Source organism: Micromonospora craterilacus, from assembly GCF_003236315.1.
Classification (GTDB): Bacteria; Actinomycetota; Actinomycetes; order Mycobacteriales; family Micromonosporaceae; genus Micromonospora; species Micromonospora craterilacus.
Genome location: NZ_POTY01000328.1, coordinates 1 through 5,700, shown reverse-complemented (window position 1 = coordinate 5,700; position 5,700 = coordinate 1). Strand labels below are relative to the sequence as shown.

The window sequence follows — 5,700 nt, the reverse complement described above, 5'->3', positions numbered from 1 at the left end:
CGTCCTCGCCGCTCAACGCCGCGAACGCGCCCGAGTCCGCAGCGAACGCCAACACCGCTGGGGCCGGCCTCACACCCGAGCCGCCTGACCGATCAGACCCGGTGAACGTTCATGGACGGCCCACTAGATCGGGAAGCGGCCGCGGCGCCAGTGCCAGTGGCCGCCGGCCTTCAGGTGGTCGATGATCGCGCGCTGGAGCACGGTGCGGCGCGGCAGCTGGTCGAGCGGCGTGGTCAGGGTGCGGAACACGAACCGCAGCGCCTCGACGTCGGCGTCCGGCCCTTCCGACTGCTCGTAGGGTTCCAGCTCGAACCTCCGCTGGAACCGGACGATATTGGCGTCGTCGGGCAGGTACTCCGCCAACTGTGGGTCGAGCAGCCACGAGCTGCAGGTGAACGCCGTGTAGTGCTCGTCGGGAAAGTGGCGCGGGAAGAACGCGAGGGCCGCGTCGAGCGACGCCGCGACCGCGTCCGGGGTAATCGGCCCCGACTCGGGTACGTGCAGGTCGATGGCGGTGTCGCCGCGCTGGTGCTGCAGTCGGCCCAGCTCGTAGACGCCGCCGCGCGCGTGCAGCGTCAGCCAGCTCTGCATGATCGGCCAGCCCTCGCGGTGCATCCGCCGGTCGATCGCGAGGTTGCGGCCCAGGTCGGCGAGGGTCACCCACGACACGGCCTCGGCGATGCCGTGGTCGCGGTGGTACGTCGTGACGTCGTCGACCATGGCCAGGTACGCGTACACGTAGAGATGCCGCCAGGCGAGGCCCCGTTCGCGCGGCAGCACCGGACCGGGCGACATCCAGCTGTAACCCCCGAGATCGGCGCGGAGCAGGGCGATCGAGCGGTCCAGCAGCCAGCGCAGCTCCGCAGTCCACAGTGGGGAGTCGGGGTCGGGCCAGCCCGCCATGATCTCAGCGGCGTCGTCCGGCAGCACGGCGAGCCGGTCGAGGATCGCGGGCGCGTCGGCCTTGGCGGGCAGCGGAGCCGACGGCCGGTCGCCGGCGAGCCGGTGCACACGGTCGACGTCCTCCACGGGCACCCCGAGCCGGGCGGCGGTGTCGTCCAGATCCACGCGGACGACCCTACCGATGGGTGGGGTCGCTGCGACAGGCCCGAATCGCGATCATCCGCAAAACCCTCAGTGTGCGCCCACGTTCAGACGCGCCGCGCGGAGCGTGCGGTCGCAAGGGCGTCGAGATGATGTGCGATGGCGGCGGCCAACGACTGGGCGGTGTGGATGTCTGGTCGCATGGCTGCGTGGACGGCGAGGCCGTCCAACAAGGCGTGTAGGCGTTCGGTCTCGGCTGGTATGTCGGTCGGGGCGAGGCCGGCTGCGGACAGGTCGGTGATCATCGTTTGACAGCCGGCGCGCAGGGCGTCGTATCCCTCGTCCCGCAGTGCGCTAAGTGCGGGGTCGACCGTGGCCCGGGACGTGAAGGCCAACCAGACCTCGTTCTCCGCTCGCCGTTCGTCGTCGAGCGGAAGCAGTTCGGCGAGCACGCGCTGCGCTCTTCGCCTGGGGTCGGGCTCGGGCTCCAGTGCGGCGAGGCGGGATTCGATTCGGTCGATGATCGTCCGGAACGCGAACACCATGAGCTCGGACTGGCTTGCGAAGTAGTGACGCAGGGAGCCCGTCGACAGCCCCGCCTCGCGGGCGACGTTGCGGACCGAGGCTTGCTCAAGACCGTCGCGGCGTATCACCTGCCACACGGCTTCGACCAACTGCCGTCGACGCTCTGTCGGATCCACCACCTTGGGCATCGGCCTTTTATAGCACAGTCGTGTTACGCTGCCGTCGGTGCTAGTACAGTCGTGTTAAAAAAGTCTCGGAGGCAGACGGTGACGCTCTCCCGCACGACCGACCTGCAGCCACGACCGCCCCGGTACGGCCTGACCGCGTTGCTGCACAAGCGCAGCGTGCAACTGGCCGCCATCGGCTGGCTCGCCAGCAACGTGGTGGTCCTTGCGGTGGCGGGAGACGCACTCCCGTTCGACTGGCCGACTGCTGCGGCCCGCACACCGGCAGGCCACCTGATCGACGCCAACCTGGCTCTGGCGGAGGTGCTCCTGCTCACCGTGCTGACGTACCGGCTCACACGCAGCCGGACGCTGCCCAACCTGGCCGACCGTGCGCCGGAACGGTCAGTGGCCGCCCGGGAGACGCTGTTCCTGCTCGCCTATGGGGCTGCCGGACTGGCGCTGGGCTTCGTCCTTGCCCAACTCGCCGGATGGCACCCTTTCGGGCTTCACCTAGCCGGCTCGATCTACGGTACGCACGACCATGTCAGCCCCGCCGAGTCCATCGCCTGGGCAACCTACAATCTCCTGGTCTACGCGGTGGTTCCGCTCCTGTTCTTCCGACGGCGCTACTCTGCCGAAGCGCTCAACCTTCGCTCGGGCAATCGTCGGGCCGACACCTTTCTCGTCGGCGTGGTCCTCTTGATCGAATCACTGGTCCAGATCGCGGTACTCGCTCCAGGGACCTTCGATCTCAGCCCCGGTCAACTCGTGCTGGGGGCTCCGCTGACCTTCACGCTGTACCTGGCTGGCGCCGTGCTACCCGCCATGATCTTCATCTACGCGATCCTGATACCGCGCTTCCTGCGACTGACCGGGTCGACGGCGGCCACGGTGATCCTGGGCGGCCTCACATACACGGCGCTGCACATCTGGGACGCGTGGACGGTCTTCACCTCACCGGGCAACGCCGTCCTGTCGCTCGCCTTCCTGCTGTTGACCTACTTCGCGCCCGGGATGTTCAAGGCGGTGCTCACGGTGCGGACCGGCAACGCATGGGTTCACGTCTGGGCTTACCACGCACTGGCGCCGCACACCCTCGTCGACGCACCACACATGGTCCACGTCTTCGATCTCAAGTAGAGGCTGTTCGACCGCACCGATTTCACGTGTCGGTCAGCTGGCGAGTTGGTCGCGGCGGCGGGTGAGGTAGGCCCGCTCTGCGGGGTTGCCGGCGAGCCCGATGGCCCGGTCGTACGCAACCCGCGACTCGCCGCCACGCCCGAGTCGCCGCAGCAGGTCGGCACGCACGGCGTGGAAGGCATGGTAGCCGTCAAGGACGGCAACCACGCCACAGTGATCGAGATACCCGTCCTCATGTCAGCACGCATGATCGCGCTCGATCCAGGATTGAGTGGCTATTTCTGCGCCTGGATGCCACTCGATCCTGCATCGAGCGCGACCTGGGCGCAGGACACTGGCACCATGCCGTAGGTGATCATTCGGAGCGCAACCGTGCGAGACGCCGAGGCGTTGGCTGTCGTCCATGTACGCACCTGGCAGGTGGCATACCGCGGAAAGGCCCCGCAGGAGTATCTCGACCAGCTGGATCCGGCCGATCGCCGGCACGGATGGCGGCAGTGGATCCAGCAAGATCGCGCACCGGCCGGCACCCTGGTGTTGGAGCACGAACGTGACGGCGTGGTCGGTTTCATCAACGTCTCCCCCAGCCGGGATACCGACACGGATCCGCGGCTGGTGGGGGAAGTCCAGGCCCTCTACCTCTTACCGGAGCTGTGGGGCCAGGGTGCCGGTCGGCTGCTGATGGATGCGGGTATGCGTCGGCTGGCGAAGGCCGGCTTCCGCGAGATCGTCCTGTGGGTGTTGGAGACGAACGGACGCGCCCGACGCTTTTACGAGGCTGGTGGCTGGCGTGCCGACGGATCGATGAAGACGGACGACTCGCGAGGCTTCCCCATGGTCGAGGTCCGCTACCGTCACGCCGTCGAGATCGATTCGAACATTGCCGCCTCGGTGCCGTGATCTGCCGCCCGAGGGGCGTGACAGTGCGTGACGAGTGCGCACCGATCGTCTTGATCAGCTATTCGTACGTGCTGAGACGTTCGGTGGCAGGCTGGCCGACGTCGGCGGGGAGATGGCGTACCGTGTCGCCTGCCTTGATCATTGCGCCGACGACCACCCGGGCGTTGAGGCCGCGCAGTCGCAGTCGCCGGCCCTCCTCGCTCCAGACGATTTTGTGGGCGTCGCGTCCGAACCGGGCAGCGAATTTGGCACAGCCGGTGTGCGGCTCGTCGGTAACTTCGATCACGGCCCGGTCGCCGATCGCCAGGCGCGAGCCGGCCGGCAGGGCGTCGACGCTCAGGTCGAAATCGAGGTAGAGCTGGTCCCCGGCGAGCGCCCAGGCGTCACGATCAGGACCCGCGATCAGTTCGACGAAACGGGAGTTGATGACGTTCAGCTGCATGTCGGGGTGCGGTGACCGGTCGGCCGTTCGGGTGCTGGGCCGTTGACTCCAGCTGTCGCCGATCAGCCCGGCGCTGAGGTCCAGCTCTGCCCGGGAAAGCACCTCCCGGACGTCAACGGCCGGCCGACGTACGACCAGGGCCAGGGTGCCGGCACCACGTGGGGAGCGCCGCACGAGGTGCAGCCCTTCCATGATCTCATCCATGGAGCGATGGCGTACGGTGATGGGGTTTGCCACGGTCCGACTGTGCCCGACGCACACCAGCGGCGTCCAAACTGTTTCTCGAAACGCGAGATCGGCGTGCGGGCCTGCTTGGTGTTGCCCGTCATCAATGCGATGCAGGGCCGCGGCACGGAACGCGGGCGTGCAGGGCATCGCGGCGGGTGCGGCGGTGAGATCCTGGGCGGCATGGCAGACCTCGACGCCAAGGCGAATCTCCACCAGTACCTGCGGCAGGCACGCGAAGCGCTGCTCGGCAAACTCGACGGACTGTCGGAGTACGACGTACGCCGCCCGCTCGTGCCGACCGGAACGAACCTGCTCGGGCTGGTCAAGCACGTCGCCACGGTAACCGCCGGGTACTTCGGCGAGGTGTTCGACCGCCCCTATCCCGAACCCATCGCGGGCCTTGATGAAGACGCCGAGCCGAACACGGACATGTGGGCCACAGCCGACGAGTCCCGCGACGACATCATCGACCTGTGGCACCGAGTCTGGGCACACGCCGACGCCACGATCGAAACGCTCCCGATCGACGCGCCCGGCTCGGTGCGATGGTGGCAACACACGCCGGTCACGCTGCACCACATCCTCGTGCACGTGCTCGCCGACCTGAACCGCCACGCCGGGCACGCCGACATCGTGCGCGAACTGCTCGACGGCCAGGTCGGCTGGCGGTACCCCGGCGACAACGTCGCCGACGGCGACGAGGCATGGTGGGCCGCCTACCGCGAGAAACTGGAAGCCACCGCCCGCCAGTTCGCCTGAGCACACGGACTTCGCGCAACCCGGACGGCCAAGAATAATGGCGCCATGTTCGAATCGATGCCCCGATTGGGCCTGGATATCCAACAGGCGTATCTCGCCCGGCTCGGTGTTGCGGCGGAACCGCCTTCGGTGGCAGGCCTTCAGCTGTTGGCGCGGCGGCACGTTGAGCGCGTGCCGTACGAAACCCTGTGGATCCACGCCGGCGAGGCCTGGAACATCGACCCGTACGAGTCCGCAAGGCGCATTGCACTGCACAGCCGCGGCGGCTACTGCTATCACATGAACGGGGCGCTGGGCCTGCTGCTCAGCTCGCTCGGTTACGCAGTACGCGGCCACGTCGGCGGAGTGCACGGCCCGGAAGGCCCTAATACGGCAGCCGCCGTTTGAGATGTCGCTGGTGGGGCCTGGTAGGCGAGGTGCGGCCACCGCGTGATCGTCTGTCTGCTGTGGACATAACTTCAGATGTGGCGGTGGCCGCGTGCCACAGCGTAAACC

The 5,700-nt window shown here is 67.8% G+C and carries 8 protein-coding genes and 1 pseudogene; 5 read left to right on the top strand and 4 right to left on the bottom strand.

Annotation, left to right across the window (positions count from 1 at the left end):
- Window positions 1-123: 123 nt before the first annotated feature.
- Both C1I95_RS31255 and C1I95_RS31250 read right to left on the bottom strand, forming a co-directional pair.
- On the bottom strand, window positions 124-1,068 hold the full coding sequence (locus tag C1I95_RS31255) for an acyltransferase domain-containing protein (RefSeq protein ID WP_111219351.1): 945 nt from the start codon (window positions 1,066-1,068) through the stop codon (window positions 124-126).
- Window positions 1,069-1,151: 83 nt separating this feature from the next.
- On the bottom strand, window positions 1,152-1,757 hold the full coding sequence (locus tag C1I95_RS31250; RefSeq protein WP_111219349.1) for a TetR/AcrR family transcriptional regulator: 606 nt from the start codon (window positions 1,755-1,757) through the stop codon (window positions 1,152-1,154).
- 78 nt (window positions 1,758-1,835) lie between these two features.
- On the opposite strand from C1I95_RS31250, the gene C1I95_RS31245 reads away from it, so the two are divergent.
- The gene (locus C1I95_RS31245; RefSeq protein ID WP_199523993.1) at window positions 1,836-2,876 is read left to right on the top strand and encodes a hypothetical protein; all 1,041 of its coding nucleotides are present in this window, start codon (window positions 1,836-1,838) and stop codon (window positions 2,874-2,876) included.
- Window positions 2,877-2,909: 33 nt separating this feature from the next.
- Here C1I95_RS31245 and C1I95_RS31240 read toward each other — a convergent pair.
- Window positions 2,910-3,071 (bottom strand): annotated as a pseudogene (locus tag C1I95_RS31240) (RNA polymerase sigma factor); the annotation flags it as partial.
- On the opposite strand from C1I95_RS31240, the gene C1I95_RS36005 reads away from it, so the two are divergent.
- Both C1I95_RS36005 and C1I95_RS31235 read left to right on the top strand, forming a co-directional pair.
- Window positions 3,057-3,227 (top strand): hypothetical protein, encoded by a 171-nt coding sequence (locus tag C1I95_RS36005; RefSeq protein ID WP_199523994.1) that lies wholly within the window; start codon window positions 3,057-3,059, stop codon window positions 3,225-3,227. The pseudogene C1I95_RS31240 and the gene C1I95_RS36005 overlap by 15 nt on opposite strands.
- Window positions 3,228-3,776 carry a GNAT family N-acetyltransferase gene (locus tag C1I95_RS31235; RefSeq protein WP_111219347.1) on the top strand — a complete coding sequence of 183 codons (549 nt, stop codon included), beginning with the start codon at window positions 3,228-3,230 and terminating at the stop codon, window positions 3,774-3,776.
- Window positions 3,777-3,834: 58 nt separating this feature from the next.
- Here the strand turns inward: C1I95_RS31235 and C1I95_RS31230 are convergent, their stop codons facing one another.
- On the bottom strand, window positions 3,835-4,455 hold the full coding sequence (locus C1I95_RS31230; protein WP_111219355.1) for an MOSC domain-containing protein: 621 nt from the start codon (window positions 4,453-4,455) through the stop codon (window positions 3,835-3,837).
- A gap of 9 nt (window positions 4,456-4,464) precedes the next feature.
- On the opposite strand from C1I95_RS31230, the gene C1I95_RS31225 reads away from it, so the two are divergent.
- Window positions 4,465-5,205 carry a DinB family protein gene (locus tag C1I95_RS31225; protein WP_325048880.1) on the top strand — a complete coding sequence of 247 codons (741 nt, stop codon included), beginning with the start codon at window positions 4,465-4,467 and terminating at the stop codon, window positions 5,203-5,205.
- A 45-nt stretch (window positions 5,206-5,250) separates the two neighbouring features.
- A complete protein-coding gene (locus C1I95_RS31220) occupies window positions 5,251-5,592 on the top strand; it encodes an arylamine N-acetyltransferase (RefSeq protein WP_111219345.1) in 342 nt (113 codons plus the stop codon).
- Window positions 5,593-5,700 lie beyond the last annotated feature (108 nt).